This window comes from Nocardia sp. NPDC049220 (assembly GCF_040647855.1).
In the GTDB taxonomy this organism is placed as follows: Bacteria; Actinomycetota; Actinomycetes; order Mycobacteriales; family Mycobacteriaceae; genus Nocardia.
The window spans coordinates 533850-550872 of the sequence record NZ_JBEZDA010000003.1 but is presented as its reverse complement, the minus strand read 5'-3'; the positions used below and the strand labels follow the sequence as shown (position 1 = coordinate 550872).

The window sequence follows — 17023 nt, the reverse complement described above, 5'->3', positions numbered from 1 at the left end:
CTCCCGCGGCCGAATCAGGTAATCCCGAACTGACGCGTCAACGCGAACGAGGGCACGGACTCGGGTGGAGTCCGTGCCCTCGATCGGTTCAGTGTGTGGACGCTCCAGGGAGCGTCCAGCTCACCAGGAGCTCTTGTGCACGCCGGGCAGTTCGCCCCGGTGCGCCATCTCGCGCAAGCAGACGCGGCACAGCCCGAACTTGCGGTACACCGCGTGCGGGCGGCCGCAGCGCTGGCAGCGGGTGTAGGCGCGGACACCGAACTTCGGCTTGGCTTCGGCCTTGATCCGCAGTGCTTTCTTGGCCATCGTCAGTTCTCCTTGAACGGGAAGCCGAGGTGCTTGAGCAGGGCACGGCCTTCTTCGTTGTTGGTCGCGGTGGTCACCACGGTGATGTCCATACCGCGCGGGCGGTCGATCGAGTCCACGTCGATCTCGTGGAACATCGACTGCTCACTCAGGCCGAACGTGTAGTTGCCGTTACCGTCGAACTGCTTCGGCGACAGGCCGCGGAAGTCGCGGATACGGGGCAGCGCGATGGAGACCAGACGGTCGAGGAACTCCCACATCCGGTCGCCACGCAGGGTGACCTTTGCGCCGATCGGCATACCCTCACGCAGCTTGAACTGCGCGATGGACTTGGTCGCCTTGCGGATCTCCGGCTTCTGGCCGGTGATCAGGGCGAGGTCGTTGACCGCGCCGTTGATCAGCTTCGCATCGCGGGCGGCGTCACCGACACCCATGTTGACGACAACCTTCACCACGCCCGGGATCTGCATCACGTTGGCGTAGCCGAATTCCTTGTTCAGCGCGTCCTTGATTTCTTCGCGGTAGCGCTGCTTCAGCCGGGGCTGGACTTTCTCGGTGGTGGTCATGTCAGATGTCCTTCCCGTTGTTACGGGAGATCCGGACCCGCTTGCCGGTCTCTTCATCGGTCCGGTAGCCGATACGAGTCGGCTTGCCGTCGGAATCGATGACCATCACGTTCGAGACGTGGATGGCGGCTTCCTGGGTCACGATGCCGCCCGAGGAGGCGCCGCGCTGGTCGGCCGAGTGTGCGACGTGCTTCTTGATCCGGTTCACGCCCTCGACCAGGACCCGGTTGCGCTGCGGGTAGGCCTGGATGACCTTGCCCTTCGCGCCCTTGTCCTTACCCGAGATGACGAGCACGGTGTCGCCCTTGTGCACCTTCATGTCAGAGCACCTCCGGAGCCAGCGAGACGATCTTCATAAACTTCTTCTCGCGCAGTTCGCGGCCGACCGGGCCGAAGATGCGAGTGCCGCGCGGGTCGTTGTCCGCCTTGATGAGCACAGCCGCGTTCTCATCGAACTTGATGTAGGAACCATCGGCGCGCCGACGTTCCTTGGTGGTGCGCACGATGACGGCCTTGACGACTTCACCCCGCTTGACGTTGCCGCCGGGGATGGCGTCCTTCACGGTAGCGACGATGATGTCGCCGATACCGGCATAGCGACGCGACGAACCACCGAGAACGCGGATGCAGAGAATCTCCTTCGCACCCGTGTTGTCGGCGACGCGCAGTCGCGACTCCTGCTGAATCACTTCAGCGTCCTCCTTGACCTGGACGTATTAGCACGCCGGATTGCCGACCCGACGGGCATGGTCAGTCACCCTCCGGACGCGCGCCTGCCAGCGGTTTTCTGGGCCTGAGCAAGAAAACGCAGAACCAACCACTGGGGGTTCACTGCCGGATTGCGGGCATAGCTCCCGCAGGCAACCGCTCTAGTGTAGGGGAATCCGCAGGTCGGCCCAAATCGGGGGTGTTCACCGTGCGGCGACCGGTTCGGCGCGAGGTTACCGGCGACGATTCCGGGCTCGATGGCCGCCGCACCGGTAGCCTCGATCCGAGCAGAGGTTGCCAAGACGTTCATGTGCGGCACGCCGCGTCGGGGAGAGGATTCTCGTGACATCAACCAGTCGTCCGGTCCAGCTGGGCCGTCGTGGCTTTTTGATCGCACTCGGGGCGGTGCCGGCCGCCGCCGCGCTGGTCGCCTGCTCGACCGAGGCCGCACCGGCGAGCAAGTCGCTCATCGGGGTCGACCTGGGCGGAGCGGACGAGACGATCCGGCCGCAGGACGATCTGTACCGGCACGTCAACGGCAAGTGGCTGCGGGAGTACCAGTTGCCGCCGGACAAGGTCGCCTACGGTTCGACCAGCGAGGCGGCCGAACGGACACAGCAGCAGTTGCGGGAGATCATCGACGGTATTCGTGATCCGAAACCCGGTTCGGAAGAACAGCAGATCAGGGACCTCTACGACGCGCGGGTCGACTGGGATGAGATCGAACGACTCGGGACGACCCCGCTGGCCGGCCTGTTCGCCAAGGTCGACGGCGCGGTGACGAAGGCGGACCTGGCCAAGGTGATGGCCGAGCTGCCGATCGGCGGGTTGATCGGCATCGGTATCGGCATCGACCGGAAGAACTCGAACGCCTACATTCCCTCGGTCGGCCAGTCCGGGCTGGGGCTCGGCGAGCAGTACTACCGGAAGCCGGAATACGCCGCGGTGCTCGCGCAATATCGGATCTTCCTCGAGCGCATCGCCACGGGCGCCGGTTTCACCGATCCGTCGGGTATGGCTCAGCGGGTGTTCGATCTGGAGAAGCGGATCGCTCCCGCACACTGGGACAACGTCCGCAACCGCGATACCGATGCGACGTACAACGTCTACGGCTGGGCGGATATGACGGCTCTCGCGCCCGGGTTCGACTGGGACCCGTGGATGACGGGAAACACCGACCGCCCGCGTGAACTGTTCAAGACGATGGTGGTCAATCAGCCGTCCTACCTTACGGCGGCGGGCCAACTGTGGACCGAAGTAGATATCGCGGTCTGGCGGGACTACCTGAAGTTGGCTGTGCTGCGGGAGTTCGCTCCCTACCTACCCAAGGCCATCAACGACGCGAATTTCGACTTCAACGGCAAGGTGCTCAACGGGCAAGACGAGCGACCGGAGCGCTGGAAGTACGGCGTCTCCATGGTCGACAACAGCCTCGGCGAACAGCTCGGGAAACTCTACGTGGCCAAACACTTTCCGCCCGAGGCCAAGCAGCGCGCCAAAGAAATGCTCGAGGACGTCCTGGCCGCCTACCGCGAGAACTTCACCAACTCGTCATGGATGTCCGCCGCGACCAGGGCGGCCTCTCTCGCGAAACTGGAGAAGATCGATCCCAAGATCGGTTACCCGGACAAGTGGGTCGACTATTCCAAACTCACGATCACCAGGGGCAAGTTGGTCGAGTCGCTGATCGCCATCAACCAGTTCGAGAGCAAGCGGGCGTTCGCCCGCCTCGGCACCCCGGTGGACAAGTCCGAATGGGGGATGTCACCCCAGACGGTGAATGCGTACTACTCGGCGACCTCCAACCAGATCGTGTTCCCCGCCGCTTACCTGCAAGCGCCGTTTTTCGACAAGGACGCCGAGCCCGCCGTCAACTTCGGTGCGGTCGGGTCGACCATCGGCCACGAGATCGGCCACGGATTCGACGACCAAGGTTCCAAATACGACGGCGACGGAAACCGTCGCGATTGGTGGACGCCGGAGGACCGAGCCGCGTTCGACGCCAAAACCAAGCAGCTCATCGACCAATACAACGTGCTGGTGCCCGAGGGCCTCGACCCGAGCCAGCACGTCAACGGCCAACTCACGGTCGGTGAGAACCTCGCAGATCTGCGCGGACTCCAGATCACCCTGGCCGCGTTCCGCATCGCCGAAAAGCGTCGCGGAATAGACAACCCCGACTACCGCACGATGTTTCTGTCCTGGGCCCGCAGCTGGCGTGAAAAGCAGACCGAAGAACTCACCGTCCGCTACCTCGCCGGTGATACCCACTCCCCCGCCGAATTCCGGTGCAATCAAGTCGTGCGGAACCTGGAAGAGTTCTACAAAACCTTCGAACTCAAAGAAGGCGACAAATTGTTCATGCCCGCCGACCAACGGGTCACCCTGTAAACCCCTACCGTCCACAACATTTCAGCTGCGCCGCCCGCCACCGCCCCGCACTCCCACCCGGTCCGGCAACTTCCCACCGAAGCGGCCCCCAGTTGAGCACAGTCCTATGGCGGCTGAGCAAGGATCGTACGACCGCCATGTAACTACGCTCGAGCGATCGCGCGTTGGATGGGTGCGGTGAAGTGGTGCGGGTGGTGGTAGACGTCGGTTGCTGTGGCGTAGTAGACGGTCCAGCCCTCGGCGGTCAGCCAGTTGTGCCGCGGGTTGTCGCGGCGGGCGGCGGCTTCGCCTGAATGCCATTCGGCGCTGTCGTATTCCAGGCCCACTCGCCAATGGCGCCAACCCAGATCGATGCGGCAGAGACCATCTCGGGTCTGGATAGGTATTTGCGGCTCCGGCGGTGGTAGACCGGCGTCGATGCAGCGCAGCCGGGTGCGCGACTCCATCGGGGATTCGGCGCGGGCGTCGGCCAGGCCGATCAGTTGGGTGGCTTGTCGGCGGCCGCGGCGGCCGGCGTGGTTGTCGAGTTCGGCGGCGAGCGCGGCGGACGAGACTCCCGCGCGGAGTGCTGCATCCAAGGTTGCCAGAGCGTCCATTCGGGACAGGGTGCGCGCGATATCCACCGCGGTGCGGGCGGGGCGTGTGGTCATCGTGCCGCGGACCAGTTCCAATTCCGCCGGGTCCACCCGATCGCGATGCACGACAAGTCGATGGGATCGCGTCGCTTGAATGCCCAGGACATCGGTCGGCTGATCCGCGAGAACGGAGAACCCATGTAATTCGGCGGCGGTGTTGTAGGCGGCCGCCAGCACTGTGAGCCCCATCGACAGCCGTGCGGCCTCGACCCTCAGTTCGGGTGATGGCGGGGTGGTAGCCGTGCGGTAGACGCCGTGGAAAACCCGCACCCACTCCCCCCGGTCGACCCGAGCACGCAACTCTGCACGGGTGTACTCCCGCAGTACTTGCCGCACTGTGAACACGCCGAACTGCTCACCCCGCACCTGCTCCAAGCCGAGTCGCATCCCCCCACCCTGATCCCTCCCCCGGCTGCACCCCTGACCCCAACCAGCCACTTCCCCACCCCTGTGCACAACCCGCCAGATGTGAATACATCAGCGAGCACAGTGAGATGGCGGCTCGAAGCAACCGCGAAAGCACCATCCAACTCCACCCACAGCGACAAGTACCGACTTCCCACAACCGCGCAGGCACACCATCCAACTCCGCGAACGGAGTCGAGTGGCAGCTCGGAACAGCACTGGACGCGCCATTCGACTCCGGCCACGAAGACAGGTCGCGACTCGAAACAACCCCGGAGGCGCCAATCGACTCCGGCCACGAGGGCAAGTAGCGGCTCGAAACAACCGCGAAAGCACCATCCAACTCCGCGAACGGAGTCGAGTGGCCGCTCGGAACAGCACTGGACGCGCCATTCGACTCCGGCCACGAGGACAGGTCGCGACTCGAAACAACCGCCAAGGCACACCATCCAACTCCACCCACAGCGACAAGTAGCGACATCCCACAACCCCGAATGCACACCATCCAACCCCGCGAACGGAGTCGAGTGGCCGCTCGGGGCGGTCCTGGACGCGCCATTCGACTCCCGTCACGAGGACAGGTCGTGACTCGAAGCAACCCCGGAGGCGGCCTTCGACTCCGGTCACGGGGGCAAGTAGCGGCTCGAAGGGACGGCGACTTCGTGAGTGGAGTTGAGTGGTGGCTTGGAGCAGGGGAGGGAGGCGGCCTTCGACTCTGGTTACGGGGTGGAGAGGAGGCCGGCTACCAGGGCGCGGAGGCCGTGGATGTAGGTGTTCTGGGTGGTGAGGGTGAGGTAGCGGGGGCCTAGGGACGCCAGGTGGGGGAAGGTGTCGGGGTTCAGGTCGGTGAAGGTCTGCGCGCGGACGGTGGGGCGGTTCTCGGCCGCACGACGCGCGGATCGGTAGCGGACGATCAAGTCGCCCGCGGTGTAGTGCCAGATGATGCGGTAGGCGTGGGTTGCCTGGTCGACGGTGTGGCCCGCCGCGACGAAACCGTCGATGATCGACTCACCGACCCAAAGCGCCGAGGCACCGAAAAGGTTGTCGGCGGCGAGTATTTCGACGATCCACGGGTGGGCCGCGAGCACGTCGTACATGGCGTGCGCCGTGGTGAGTATCCGCTCTTTCGGGTCCTCCGGCAGATCCGGCCAGACCACCTGGTCCGCATAGTCGTTGAGCAACAGCCGGAGCAGGTCTTCCTTGTCGCGAACATGGTGGTAGAGCGCCATCGGCGTGCACCCGAGCTCGCCGGCGAGACGGCGCATCGTCAGCTTGTCGACACCCCCGGCGTCGATCACCGCATGAGCGGCGGCGACGATCTCGGAGCGGCAGATACGTGCGGGCCTTCCGGTGCGTTTGTCCTGCGGCGACGAGGTTGGCATGAATCCATCATGCCGATCGCCGAATGTGCGCGTGGACATGGGATCCCCCAGCCGTTCGTTTTCCAAACCGGATAAATCGGGGCGCTTTCGGCCGACCGCGGTGGGACAGCGCCGTCCATGGTTGCATTGGGTGTCGCAGTGGTGAACGTCGCGATCCGCGCCGATCCATGGTTCGCGCTGGTGAATCCGGTCTCGGTCGCATAGCCACGCTCGGACTGCGCCGACGCGGAGAAAATGCCTGATCACATCGTCAACGGCCACATCGCCCAGGTTCACCAGTTCCACGCGAATACCGCCGCTTGTTGCATAGCGACGTCCGACCCACACCGACAAACCTGACCGAGTCGACATCCGGATCGCTGAATGGTGCACACGACACCGCTGCCTGCGTGGCGACGCCCGACCTGACCGCATCGCCGACGCCCGCATCCCGAGATGCACGCGGATACCGCTGCTTATTGCATGGCGACGCCAACCACGCTGACAAACCAGACCGCATCACCGATGACAACCTCACCACAACGCACCCGCTCCACACGGACACCACCACCCACGTCGCAGCGACACCCCCACCACATCAACACCAGACCACACCACCCACGACAACATCACCACAACGCACCCGCTCCACACGGACACCACCGCTCGCGTGGCGACGCCCCACGGCACCGACGAGGCGGCATAGGCTGGCCGCGTGTCGAGGCACCTGGCGCGGCCGGAAAGACTGGGAAGGTGGCGATGAAAGCTGTTCGCGTGGCCCTGGTCACGGCACTCGCCGGTGCGCTTGCCCTCGGTTCGACCGGCTGCGCGCTGCCGACCAGAGAGTCGCGGGCGCACACTGAGCCGGTCACCGTCAACCATGCCTTCGGTACGACGACCATTACCGGCACGCCGCACCGGGTGATCGCGTTGGGCGATCGGTGGCTGGATTCGATCGCGGCACTACGTGTCACACCGATCGGGCGGCTCATGCCGCGCCCGGACGAGCCGTCGCCGTGGGCTTCCGACTCGGTGGGTTCAGCGACATCACTGGACCCGACCGGGAATCTGGTCGGGCAGATCGCCGCGCTGCACCCGGATCTGATCCTGCTGGACGAGGTCTCCGCAGACCGAAAGACCTACGACGAACTGGCCGGGGTGGCGCCGACAATGCCCGCCGATCAGCGCGCAGATGCCTCGTGGCGCGACCGGATCAGCACTCTGGGCAAGCTTTTGCGCAGGGTGGAGGAGGCCGATCAGTTCGTCGCCGATGTCGATGCGAAGATCGCGACCGCCGCCGCGGCCAACCCGCGGCTCACCGGCAAGACTTACGCTGCCGCCTGGCTGGCGGGTGACGAGCAGTTGATCGTGCACACCCAACCCAGCACTGCCTGCGGTGAGCTGTTCACTCGGCTGGGATTGCGCGTACCCGATACCCTGGCGGCGCTGCCCGCCACGCGAGGCCACGTCGTTCTCCCACCCGAGCGTATCGATGAACTCGGCGCCGATGTCCTCCTCGCCGGCTACTCCCCCGGCTTCGACGAGAAGTATCGGCTGCTATCGGGTTACGCCGATCTGCCTGCGACGAAGACAGGCGCCGTGGTGTTCCTGACCACCACCGAGTTCGCCGCGCTCGAGCAGCCCACCGCACTGTCGATCCGCTACCTCCTCGACAAACTGGCACCTGTCCTGTCCAGGGTGCGCTAGGCGCCCGGAATCTCGGACGCGAATCGGTGGATCACCGGACTGGTACCGGAGTGACTTCCAGCGCGAGTTCGTCGGCCTCGGTGAGCTCGGCCTCCTCGTCGCGGACATACTTGTCGCCCGCGAACCAGGAGGCCAGCGCGGCGAGGAACATCATGACGGCCGCCGAGACGAACACGACGACCAGGCCGGCGTGAAACGGGCCGGTGAGCAGGTGCGGGAAGAATTCCTGGCCGGTGAGCGCGTCGGCGTTGACGCCGGGCTTGCTCAATTCGCCCGTAGGGCCGAGCAGTTCCTGAATCGGGTTGAAGCCGAGGAACGCGGCGAACATGCTGGCCACCGGAGGCATTCCGGCGAGTTCGGCGGCCGCACCCGCGGAAACGCCCTGCGCCCGCAGACCCGAGTCGAGTGCGGCGGGCAGACTGGCGGCGAGGCCGATGACCATGAGCGAGAAGAAAATTCCCATGGACAGGGCATTGCCACCGTTGAACAGGGTGCCGCGCATACCGGAGGCCGCGCCGCGCTGGGCGGCGGGGACGCTGGACATGATGGCCGCGGTGTTCGGTGAGAAGAACAACCCGCAACCGATCCCGTTGAGCAAGATGACCAGCGCGAACAGCCAGTAGTCGAAGTCGACCGGGATGACCAGCAACAGCACGAACGTCGCGCCGGCGAGTACCGCGCCGCCGGTGGTAAACGGTCGGGAGCCATAGCGGTCCGACAGCCAGCCCGACAGCGGTCCCGCCGCGAGAAACCCGACGGTCAACGGAAGCAGGTAGATACCGGCCCAGAGCGGGGTGGACTCGAAGTCGTAACCGTGCAGTGGAAGCCAGATGCCCTGTAACCAGATGATCAGCATGAACTGCATACCGCCGCGGCCGATCGAGACCATCAGGTTGGCGAAATTGCCCAGTCCGAACGCGCGATTGCGGAACAGACCGAGGTGGAACATCGGGTCGGCGATCTTGCTTTCCACCACGCAGAACACACCGAGCAGCACAATGCCGCCGATCACCGAAGTCAGCACCCATGGGCTGGACCATCCGGTGGCGTGCCCGCCGTAGGGCTGAATGCCGTAGGTGATACCGGTGAGCAGCGCGGTGAGGCCGAGACCGAAGGTGATGGTGCCCACCCAGTCCACCTTGCCCGCGGACCGGATACCGACCTCGTGCAGCGAGCGATAGGACCAGACCGCGCCGAGGATGCCGATCGGGACGCTCACCCAGAACACCGCGCGCCAATCCCATTCCGACAGCACACCGCCGATGAGCAGCCCGAAAAATGAACCAGCCACGGCCGCGACCATGTTGATGCCGAGCGCGGTGCCACGCTGGTTGGCAGGGAACGCGTCGGTGAGGATCGCCGACGAGTTGGCGGTCAGCATCGCGCCACCGATGCCCTGGATGACGCGCCACACGATGATCCACATCGCTCCCGCACCGCCGTGGCATGGGTCGACGGACAGCGCGACCGCCGAGAGCGCGAACACCATGAAGCCGAGGTTGTAGACCCGCACCCGCCCGAAGATGTCGCCGAGCCGCCCGAACATGACCACCAGGACCGCGGTCGCCAACAGGTATCCCATCAGCATCCACAGCAGGTATCCGACGTTGCCCGCCTCGAGCGGGTCGAGTCCGACGCCACGAAAAATCGCGGGCAGCGAGATCAGCACGATCGACGAATTGATCGCCGTGAGCAGCACACCGAGCGTCGTGTTGGTCAAGACGATCCATTTGTACCGCGGATGGTCTCGGTCGAAGCGCAACCTGCGGCGGATGGTCCGGACATCGTCGAGGTCGAGATCGGTGGATGAATTCGTCACGACAGCCTCTCGCCAGATAGTTACCTCCGCAAACTATATAGTTAGCGGATGTAACCATCAAATGCGGTCCCGCATACCTGCGCTGGGGTCGACTTTTCGAGTGCACCGATACCGGCCGCGGCGCGACATAGGTTAGCCTTGGCTGACTTGCTCGAAGGAAGGTGCGACCGATGAAATCTGTGCGGATGCGCGGCAGTTGGCCGCGGGCGGCGCTGACGATGATGGCCGGAATGCTCGCCCTCACCGTCACCGCGTGCGGATCTCCGCAGGACGATTCATCGTCCGGCGGCGAAAAGGTGATCATCACGCACGCCCGCGGTGAAACAACCATCGCGGGCACTCCGCAGAAAATCGTCGCCCTCGGCAATCAGTGGCTGGATACCACACTCGCGCTCGGCGTCGTCCCGGTCGGGTACATCGACAATCTCGCGGCGCTGTCCAAGAGCACACCGCCATGGCAGCCCAAGAGCCTGGAGTCGGCCAAGGCGCTCAACACCAGCGGGAACATCGCCGAACAGGTCGCGGCGTTGGCGCCGGATCTGATCCTGGTCGACCCGTTCCTCGCCGACCAGAAGACCTACGACGAACTGTCCCACGTCGCACCGACCCTGCCCGGCCTGAGTAAAGCGGCGGTGGCGCCCTGGCAGGACCAGGTCATCGCGCTCGGCAAAGTGCTGCACAAGCCGGACGAGGCGAGCACGGTGATCGCGAAGGTGGACGATAAGTTCACCGCCATCGCCGCCGCGAACCCCGGTCTGAACGGCAAGTCGTTCGTCAGCACCTGGCTGGCCGGCCCGACACAGCTCATGGTGTTGACCGACCCCGCCGACGGGTCGGCGACGATGTTCACCCACCTGGGTCTCGGCATTCCGAAGAACCTCACCGATCTGCCCGCCACTCAGGGCCGGCTGGCGCTGTCCCCGGAACGAGTGGACGAACTCACCGCCGATCTGTTGCTGGCCGGCTATGCCCCCGGCCTGGACGAGAAGTACCGGCAGTTACCGGGATACGCCGATCTACCCGCGGTCAAGAAGGGCGCGGTTCTGTTCCTGACCACCCAGGAGATCAGCGCCGTGAACCAACCGACGGCGCTCTCGGTGCCCTACATCCTGAACAAACTCGAGCCCGTCTTCGCCGCCGCGGCGAAATAGCCGGCGCGCCCGACGACTCGGACCCACAAGCGGAGGTACGCGGTCTTGCCCACCGCCACATATCCACAGCAGACCAGATTCGCGTTGCGAAACGGCATCACCTGCCTGACCGGTCCGGCCGACGCGATTCTGCTCGATCCGCCGCGCGAGGCGAAACTGACCGGCCTGGACGCCGGTCAGCTGCACGCGTTGGCCACCCTGAACCAGGGACCCGCGACCGTGTCGGAGCTGTCGGCGGCCGCGGGCGGCGACGATGTCGCCGAACTGATGGACCGGCTCGCCGACGGCGGCTGGCTGTCGGTCACGGTCCGCGACCGCGGACGCGACCTCTACACCCTCCGACCGTTCGGGCAGCCCGCCCCGCGACCGGACACCCCGCTCCCCTGGTCGGCGACCCTCTCGAAATTCGCCGTGCTGCACCGTGACTCGGAAGGTTTCGTACTCGAGCATCCGCACGCGTGGTGCGATCTGCGCATCCACGATCCGCGGCTGTTGGCGTTGCTCGACGGGCCTGGCGCGGCCGACGTCGACGTGCCGATCGACGTCAAGTCACAGTTCGCCGACGACCTGCACTGGTGCGGATTCCTGGTTCCGGACGCCGACGCGGAGGACCGCGAATTCAGCACGCGCAGTGGGGCCTGCCCGAGTTGCGGTTCCACTGCCGCAGCACGCTAGGCACGCGCACTCCCGCCCGCGACCACTTCGCTCCGATTACATGGGCGAAAGGGCGATTCCCGCAGCCGCCAGCACGGAAGGCGAGTTACCCCGGCGACACGATAGAACTGCACGTTCCCGACCTGGCTGCCAAGCGGGCCGAGGACCCCACCCTGACCGCTGTCCTGGCGGACCGGGTGTCGACTCGAACCTTCGACGACGCGCATCCGATCACGCTCGATCAGCTGGCGGAATTGCTGTATCGCACACGCGACTGTCGGACGTGAGCGAGGAGATCGACTCGCGACCCTACCCGTCCTGCGGCAGTGGGTACGAACTCGAACTCTATCCGGTGGTGCGCAATGTCGAAGGACTGGCACCCGGCATGTACCACTACGACTCGTTCGAGCACGTACTGCACCCGGTCGCCGCCGCGGATTCGCCTGTGGTGACGGAGTTGTCGCAGCCGACATCGTCGCCGCTGCCCGACGGAGCCGAGCCCCAGGTGCTGCTGGTCATGGCAGCTCGCGCGGGGCGGGTGATGTGGACCTACGAGCAGGCTGGCTACGCCGCCATCCGCGAAAACGTCGGCATCCTGATGCAGACGATCTACCTGGCGGCGACCGCGATGGGCCTGGGCGCGTGCGCCCAGGCATACCCCGACACCGCGGCCTTCGCGGCCACCGCCGGTGTCGACGAACTCGAGGAGTGCGCTGTCGGTGGCATGATCATCGGTTCGCCTGCGCGGGACTGACCTGGCGCGAGCCTGAGCAGGGCAGCGGGCCGTGGCGCGGACGGCGCGTCCGGCCACGGAGCCGCCAGCACCGGCCGGGTAGTCGATTCCAGATCACAGCTGACGGAAGGTTTCGCCGGCACGGACGCCGTGCTGGTCGATACCGGCGGCCCTGCCCTCACGCCTCGGCCAGGATCTCCTCGTCGCTCATCGCCGCGACCTCGAGATAGAGGCGCGCGACGGCGGGCAACCGCTCCGCGGCGCCCCGCTGGGCGTCCCGCCGGCCGAGTCGCTCGGCCAAACCCGCCACGGTTCGGGTCGCGAAAATGTCCGCCACCAGCGCATGGTCCAGTTCCAGCCATTCCCGCACCCGAGCGATGACAGTGGTGGCCAGCACCGAATCGCCACCGCGACCGAAGAAATCGTCGTGCACGCCGACGGCGTCCACACCGAGAACCCCCGCCACGATATCGATGAGGGCGGCCTCGACGTCATCGCGCGGTGCGCTGTTCTCGGTGTCGGCCGCGCCGGGTTCCAACAGCGTGATCACAGCGCGCCGGTCCAACTTGCCATTACCGGTGAGCGGGATCTGCTCCAGGAATTCGACGCGGGTCGGAATCATGTAACCAGGCAGCAGGTCCGCGAGCGCGGCGGTGAGATCGCCGAGGGCGTCCCGATCACCCGCGATGGCCGCCACCAGTGTGGGCGCGCCCGCACCGACCACCGCGGCGACGGCATGGCGTACCCCCGCCACCGTGCGCAACGCGCTCTCCACCTCGCCGAGTTCGACGCGGTAGCCCCTGATCTGCACCTGGTGGTCGGCGCGACCGAGGAACTCGATGGTCCCGTCGGGCCAGTACCTCGCCAGATCGCCGGTCCGGTACCACCGGATCCCCTCGTATTCCACGAATCGTTCGGCGGTGCGCTCCGGGTCGTTTCGATAACCCGCGGCGACATTCGCACCGCCGACCCAGAATTCACCGGGCACCCAGTCCGGGCAGTCGCGGCCCGCCGGTGAGACCACCCGGCACCGGACATTGCGCAGGGGAATACCGAACGGCACCGTCGCCCACCCCGTAGGCGGCTCCCCCACCACTTCGCAGATGGTGTTGTGAATCGAGGTCTCGGTGGCCCCGCCCAGTCCGGCGAAACGGCAACCTGGCACCTGCGCCGCCAACCTGCGCGCCAGATCCGCGCCGACCCAGTCGCCGCCGAGCGTGACCGCACGCAACGAATCGCCCAGCCGGTCCCCGCCGATCTGCAGAATCATGTCCAGCATGCTCGGCACGCAGTTCAGGATCGACACTCGATGGTGGCGAAGCAGTTCTACCCAAGTCGTGGCTTCGGCGCGCTGCTCGGAATCGAGGGCGACCACCGAGCCACCGACGGAGAACATACCGAAGATGTCGTACACCGACGCGTCGAACTCCAGGGCGGACAACGCCAGTACCCGATCGGCGCTGCCGACCCCGAACCACTGGTTCACCGCATCGATGGTGTTCATCGCGCCTCGGTGCGGCACATCGACGCCCTTGGGCACACCCGTCGAACCGGACGTGAAGATCACGTACGCGATGGCACCGGTATCGGGGAAGGTCGGCGCGGCAAGCGGATGCGGATGCGCACTTGCCGCGGCGATGGACACGCACGGAATCGGCACACCCATATCTGCGTCGGGAACGGTCAACGCCGCCACTATCGCGCCGGTGCGCAGGATCTCGGCTCGCCTCCCGACCGGCTGATCGAATCCGATGGGCACGTAGGTCGCGCCCGCGGCGAGCACACCGAGTGCGGCGAGGATCTGCTCCGGCCCCTTGGGCAACTGGACCGCGACGGCGTCACCCGGACGCACCCCCTCATACCGCAGCGCACCGGCGACGGCGAGCACGCGCGCCGCGAGCTCACCGTAACTCCATACCCCGGCCGCCGTGTCGAGCCCCCACACCACCGCGGGCGCGGTGGGATTCGCGGCGGCGTGATCGAAAAACCCCTGGTGCAGGCAGCGACCGCTGACCGGTCCTTCGGTGGCGTTGACCGCCGCGCGCACCTCGGCCTGAACGGCCGGCAATCGCACGGCCGCCTCGGCATTCCAGCCGGCGTCGCCGTCGCCGAGCCGACCGATCGCCCGGGTGTAGTGGGCGAACATGGCGTCGATCATGCCCGCGGGAAAAGCCGATGCACGGACGTCCCAGTTGAGCAGCAGTCCGCCGCGCACCTCGGTGACCTGCGCGTCCAGCAGCACCTGCGGGCCCTGGGAGATGATCCACACCGGCTCGCCGAAGGTTTCGGTGACCCGGTCGGCGAACAGTTCACCCAAGTTCAGCGCACTGGTGTAGACCACCGGGGCCAGCACCGGCTCACCACGGTGCCGGCCAAGGTCGCGCAGCACCTCGAGTCCGGAATAGGCGGTGTGCGCGCCACTTTCGTGCATGCCGCGTTGTAGAGCGCGGGCCCGGTCGGCCACCGTCATGTTCTCGGTAACGTCCACCTCGAGCATGATCGAGGAGGTGAAATCGCCGATCACCCGATCGATGTCGGGATGGACCGCTTCACGATGGAACAGCGGGACGTTCAGCAGGAAACGGCTCTGCGCCGACCAGCCACCGATGGTTTCGGCGAATACCGCCGCCAACGCCATAGCCGGCGTGATTGCGCGCTGATGGGCCGCGGCGAGCAGCCGCTGCTTGGCCTCCGGGCCCAGCCAGTGGTCGTAGCGCACGGTGCGGTGCGGTCCGGTGCGCTCACCGACCGGCACAGTCGGAAGTTCCGGTGCACCAGGCAGTTCTGGCAATCGCTGCTGCCACCACCGCTGGTCGCGCTCGCGGGCAGCGGTGGCTTCTCGACGTTCGGTGCGGTATTGCCGATAGGTGTAGCCGGGGGCGGACACGGTCGCCCCGTGGTAGAGCTCGGCGAGTTCGGCGATCAGCACCCGATAGCTCATCGCGTCACCGGCCAGCATGTCGACGTCGAGATGTAAGCGGGTGCTGTTCTCGTCGCGCAGCGTGAGCGTGATGTCGATGACCTGCCCCGCTTCGATGGCCAGGCGCTGATGGGTCTTCTGATCGCGCAGTTCGGCCAGCGCGGCATCGGCGGCCGCCGGCTCGTGCGACCGTAGATCGATCACGGCGAAGACCGGCCGGCCGGGGTCGGGCATGGTCTGCTGGGTGCCGTCGGGCAGGAATCGAGTGCGCAGCATCGGATGGGCTGCCACCAGTTGGGTCACCGCACGTTCGAGTCGCCCGGGTTCGATCCGGCCACCATCGAATTCGACGTAGAGGTGGGCGGCGACGCCGCCGAGTTCCTGCTCGTCGGAGCGGCCGATCCAGTAGGCGTGCTGCATAGTGGCGAGTGGAAACGGCGCGTCGTCGGCATTAGGCTCGGCGTCTACCGGTTCGCCGACCGGTTCCGCCCGCGGGTCGGCTTCCTCCGCGCCGAGCAGGCCATGCCACGATTCCACCGTCGGGGCGGCGGCGAGCTGGGCGAAGTTGATATCGACGCCGCGTTTGCGCCAGCCACCAGCCAGCTTCATCGTGCGGATCGAGTCGAGCCCCAACTGAATCAGATCGTCGCTGTCGGTGACCTCCCCGGCGGCGATACCGAGTTGGCCGGCCACCGCCGTCCTGATCTCTTCTCGGGTGATGCCGACCCGGCCGTCACCCGGCTGCTGTGCCGACGCCATTGCGCTGTCACTCCTTGCCTGCTCCGACATGATCGGTCCGTTACTCCTGGCCGCGCACGGCGATGAAAACTCGCTGGTCGAGCGCGGCGACCTGATGATCGCCCGCGGGTAGGACCAGTTCGGGTGTCAGACCCGCCGCGAGCAGTTGATCCCGCCATTCGTTCTCGGTCAGGAAGATCCGGTCGGTGCCCGCCCGCACATCGGTCAGACCGGCGTGCGGCTGATCCTCGCGCGGCGACATCAGGAAGTGCACGGAGGTCAGTTGCGCGCAGTGCGCGTGGCAAGTCTCGATGATCACCACCGCCCCACCGGGATTCAGCAGAGCACGCAACTGCCGAAGGGTCACCGCGATGTCATAGGCGTTGTGCAGCACATTGGCGGCGATGACGATGTCGTAGCGCGGTTGATTCTCCAGATCCGCGTTCATATCGACGATTTCGTACCGCATCCACGGATAGTCGGCGAACCGCCGCTTCGCGGCGTCGAGGAAGAAGGTGGACACGTCGGTGAAGTGATATTCCACCGGCAGTCCGGCCAACGCGGCCGTGACATCATCGGTGGTGCCGCCGATTCCCGCACCCAGTTCCAGCACACGCACCGGCGGTCGGTCACCGCGCAGGCCATCGACCAAATCGGCGACCGCTCTGCCCGCCGCAAGATTGAGATAGCGGCTGCTCAGATTGTCCCGATACGCGGCCTCGGCCGTGGCCATATCCCCATTGGGGAACAGCAACTCCTGCACGCGGATGCGGTCCTGGGCGAGTTCGGTCAGGCGGTCGCCGCAGGCTTGCAGGAAGGTCGCGAGCGGACGCGAATAGCCCAGATCCGCACAAACGTCGACCAAGTTCGGCTTGGTCGGGGCCGGGACCGGGCGCACGTACCGATAGCCGCGATCCACCTCGCCGTCG

General features: G+C 66.0%; 12 protein-coding genes and 1 pseudogene. 4 read left to right on the top strand and 9 right to left on the bottom strand.

Features of this window, described 5'->3' with window-relative positions:
• Nucleotides 1-120: 120 nt before the first annotated feature.
• From AB0C34_RS13860 to rplN, 4 genes are read right to left on the bottom strand one after another with little or no spacing between them, the layout of a single operon-like run.
• Nucleotides 121-306 (bottom strand): type Z 30S ribosomal protein S14, encoded by a 186-nt coding sequence (locus tag AB0C34_RS13860; RefSeq protein ID WP_188829844.1) that lies wholly within the window; start codon nucleotides 304-306, stop codon nucleotides 121-123.
• A 2-nt stretch (nucleotides 307-308) separates the two neighbouring features.
• A complete protein-coding gene (rplE, locus tag AB0C34_RS13855) occupies nucleotides 309-872 on the bottom strand; it encodes a 50S ribosomal protein L5 (protein WP_357071190.1) in 564 nt (187 codons plus the stop codon).
• Nucleotide 873: 1 nt separating this feature from the next.
• Nucleotides 874-1191, bottom strand: coding sequence for a 50S ribosomal protein L24 (gene rplX / locus AB0C34_RS13850; protein ID WP_357071187.1), 318 nt, complete (start codon nucleotides 1189-1191; stop codon nucleotides 874-876).
• 1 nt (nucleotide 1192) lies between these two features.
• Nucleotides 1193-1561 (bottom strand): 50S ribosomal protein L14, encoded by a 369-nt coding sequence (gene rplN / locus AB0C34_RS13845; RefSeq protein ID WP_357071184.1) that lies wholly within the window; start codon nucleotides 1559-1561, stop codon nucleotides 1193-1195.
• A gap of 361 nt (nucleotides 1562-1922) precedes the next feature.
• Between rplN and AB0C34_RS13840 the strand changes: the two genes are divergently transcribed.
• A complete protein-coding gene (locus tag AB0C34_RS13840; protein WP_357071180.1) occupies nucleotides 1923-3971 on the top strand; it encodes a M13 family metallopeptidase in 2049 nt (682 codons plus the stop codon).
• 143 nt (nucleotides 3972-4114) lie between these two features.
• Here the strand turns inward: AB0C34_RS13840 and AB0C34_RS13835 are convergent, their stop codons facing one another.
• Nucleotides 4115-4993 carry a type IV toxin-antitoxin system AbiEi family antitoxin domain-containing protein gene (locus tag AB0C34_RS13835; protein ID WP_357071177.1) on the bottom strand — a complete coding sequence of 293 codons (879 nt, stop codon included), beginning with the start codon at nucleotides 4991-4993 and terminating at the stop codon, nucleotides 4115-4117.
• Nucleotides 4994-5730: 737 nt separating this feature from the next.
• Nucleotides 5731-6393, bottom strand: a complete 663-nt coding sequence (locus AB0C34_RS13830; RefSeq protein WP_357071173.1) for a TetR/AcrR family transcriptional regulator — start codon at nucleotides 6391-6393, stop codon at nucleotides 5731-5733.
• Nucleotides 6394-7131: 738 nt separating this feature from the next.
• Between AB0C34_RS13830 and AB0C34_RS13825 the strand changes: the two genes are divergently transcribed.
• Complete coding sequence (locus AB0C34_RS13825; RefSeq protein ID WP_357071170.1) at nucleotides 7132-8079, top strand: ABC transporter substrate-binding protein; 948 nt, start codon at nucleotides 7132-7134, stop codon at nucleotides 8077-8079.
• A 31-nt stretch (nucleotides 8080-8110) separates the two neighbouring features.
• Here the strand turns inward: AB0C34_RS13825 and AB0C34_RS13820 are convergent, their stop codons facing one another.
• Nucleotides 8111-9898, bottom strand: a complete 1788-nt coding sequence (locus AB0C34_RS13820) for an MFS transporter (protein ID WP_357071167.1) — start codon at nucleotides 9896-9898, stop codon at nucleotides 8111-8113.
• A 170-nt stretch (nucleotides 9899-10068) separates the two neighbouring features.
• Here AB0C34_RS13820 and AB0C34_RS13815 point away from each other — a divergent pair, with 170 nt between their 5' ends.
• The gene (locus AB0C34_RS13815; RefSeq protein ID WP_357071164.1) at nucleotides 10069-11049 is read left to right on the top strand and encodes an ABC transporter substrate-binding protein; all 981 of its coding nucleotides are present in this window, start codon (nucleotides 10069-10071) and stop codon (nucleotides 11047-11049) included.
• A gap of 45 nt (nucleotides 11050-11094) precedes the next feature.
• Nucleotides 11095-12457: pseudogene (locus AB0C34_RS13810) on the top strand (SagB family peptide dehydrogenase).
• A gap of 157 nt (nucleotides 12458-12614) precedes the next feature.
• Here the strand turns inward: AB0C34_RS13810 and AB0C34_RS13805 are convergent.
• Both AB0C34_RS13805 and AB0C34_RS13800 read right to left on the bottom strand, forming a co-directional pair.
• Entirely contained in the window at nucleotides 12615-16115 is a 3501-nt protein-coding gene (locus tag AB0C34_RS13805; RefSeq protein ID WP_357071161.1) for an amino acid adenylation domain-containing protein, read from the bottom strand.
• Nucleotides 16116-16155: 40 nt separating this feature from the next.
• The gene (locus tag AB0C34_RS13800) at nucleotides 16156-16827 is read right to left on the bottom strand and encodes a class I SAM-dependent methyltransferase (protein WP_357071388.1); all 672 of its coding nucleotides are present in this window, start codon (nucleotides 16825-16827) and stop codon (nucleotides 16156-16158) included.
• Nucleotides 16828-17023 lie beyond the last annotated feature (196 nt).

What these genes read in the sequence shown, in the direction of transcription:
- AB0C34_RS13805 (WP_357071161.1), bottom strand. Translation starts at nt 16,115, where the DNA reads ATGGCGTCGGCACAGCAGCCGGGTGACGGCCGGGTCGGCATCACCCGA.
- AB0C34_RS13800 (WP_357071388.1), bottom strand. Translation starts at nt 16,827, where the DNA reads ATGGCCACGGCCGAGGCCGCGTATCGGGACAATCTGAGCAGCCGCTAT.
- AB0C34_RS13815 (WP_357071164.1), top strand. Translation starts at nt 10,069, where the DNA reads ATGAAATCTGTGCGGATGCGCGGCAGTTGGCCGCGGGCGGCGCTGACG.
- AB0C34_RS13825 (WP_357071170.1), top strand. Translation starts at nt 7,132, where the DNA reads ATGAAAGCTGTTCGCGTGGCCCTGGTCACGGCACTCGCCGGTGCGCTT.
- AB0C34_RS13835 (WP_357071177.1), bottom strand. Translation starts at nt 4,993, where the DNA reads ATGCGACTCGGCTTGGAGCAGGTGCGGGGTGAGCAGTTCGGCGTGTTC.
- AB0C34_RS13860 (WP_188829844.1), bottom strand. Translation starts at nt 306, where the DNA reads ATGGCCAAGAAAGCACTGCGGATCAAGGCCGAAGCCAAGCCGAAGTTC.
- AB0C34_RS13830 (WP_357071173.1), bottom strand. Translation starts at nt 6,393, where the DNA reads ATGCCAACCTCGTCGCCGCAGGACAAACGCACCGGAAGGCCCGCACGT.
- rplX (WP_357071187.1), bottom strand. Translation starts at nt 1,191, where the DNA reads ATGAAGGTGCACAAGGGCGACACCGTGCTCGTCATCTCGGGTAAGGAC.
- rplE (WP_357071190.1), bottom strand. Translation starts at nt 872, where the DNA reads ATGACCACCACCGAGAAAGTCCAGCCCCGGCTGAAGCAGCGCTACCGC.